Genomic DNA, 1,113 nt, shown 5'->3' with positions numbered 1-1,113 from the left:
GATCTACAACCAGGCGCTGGTGCAGTTCGACGTCGGCATGGCGTCGGCGGGCGGTTTGATTGCCGTGGTCATCGCCAACCTCGCCGCGATCATTCTGGTGCGGATGATCGGCAAAAACCTGACTGACAAAGCCTGAGGCCCGCCATGACTCTTCAACAATCCCGCCGGCTGCAAAGCCTGCTGCTCGGCACCCTGGCCTGGGCCATCGCGATCGTGATCTTCTTCCCGATCTTCTGGATGGTGATGACCAGTTTCAAGACCGAAATCGACGCGTTCGCCACGCCACCGCAGTTCATCTTCACGCCGACGCTGGAAAACTACCTGCACATCAATGAGCGCAGCGATTACTTCAGTTTCGCCTGGAACTCGGTGGTGATCTCCTTCAGCGCCACGGCCCTGTGCCTGCTGATCGCGGTGCCGGCGGCGTACTCGATGGCGTTCTACGAAACCCAGCGCACCAAAGGCACACTGCTGTGGATGCTCTCAACGAAAATGCTGCCGCCGGTGGGCGTGCTGATGCCGATCTACCTGCTGGCCAAGAGTTTCGGCCTGCTCGACACGCGCATCGCGCTGATCGTGATCTACACCCTGATCAACCTGCCGATCGTGGTCTGGATGGTTTACACCTACTTCAAAGACATCCCCAAGGACATCCTCGAAGCCGCGCGCCTTGACGGCGCCACGCTGTGGCAGGAGATGGTCCGCGTGCTGCTGCCGATCGCCAAGGGCGGCCTCGCCTCGACCGTGCTGCTGTCACTGATCCTGTGCTGGAACGAGGCCTTCTGGTCGCTGAACCTGACCTCGTCGAAAGCCGCGCCACTGACCGCGCTGATCGCCTCGTACTCAAGTCCTGAAGGCTTGTTCTGGGCCAAGTTGTCGGCGGTGTCGACTCTGGCGTGTGCGCCGATCCTGATCTTCGGCTGGATCAGCCAGAAACAACTGGTGCGCGGCCTGTCGTTCGGCGCCGTGAAATGAATCTCACCAACTCAACACAATCCCCTGTAGGCCTTCGCCAGCTCGCGATAGCGGAGTGTCATTCAGCGGCGCTGTCGGCTGACATGGCCCCATCGCGAGCAGGCGAAGGCCTACAAAAAAGCCTGCAAGGCTCATACG

General features: G+C 60.6%; 1 protein-coding gene and 1 pseudogene. Both read left to right on the top strand.

The genetic code is table 11. The features are described from left to right. Nucleotides 1–136, top strand: a pseudogene (locus tag DBR24_RS13345) (sugar ABC transporter permease); the annotation flags it as partial. 8 nt (nucleotides 137–144) lie between these two features. Then, complete coding sequence (locus tag DBR24_RS13340; protein WP_034154211.1) at nucleotides 145–975, top strand: carbohydrate ABC transporter permease; 831 nt, start codon at nucleotides 145–147, stop codon at nucleotides 973–975. Nucleotides 976–1,113 lie beyond the last annotated feature (138 nt).

This window comes from Pseudomonas sp. HMWF006, assembly GCF_003061205.1.
GTDB lineage: Bacteria > Pseudomonadota > Gammaproteobacteria > Pseudomonadales > Pseudomonadaceae > Aquipseudomonas > Aquipseudomonas monsensis.
This window is presented reverse-complemented; position numbering and strand designations above follow the sequence as displayed.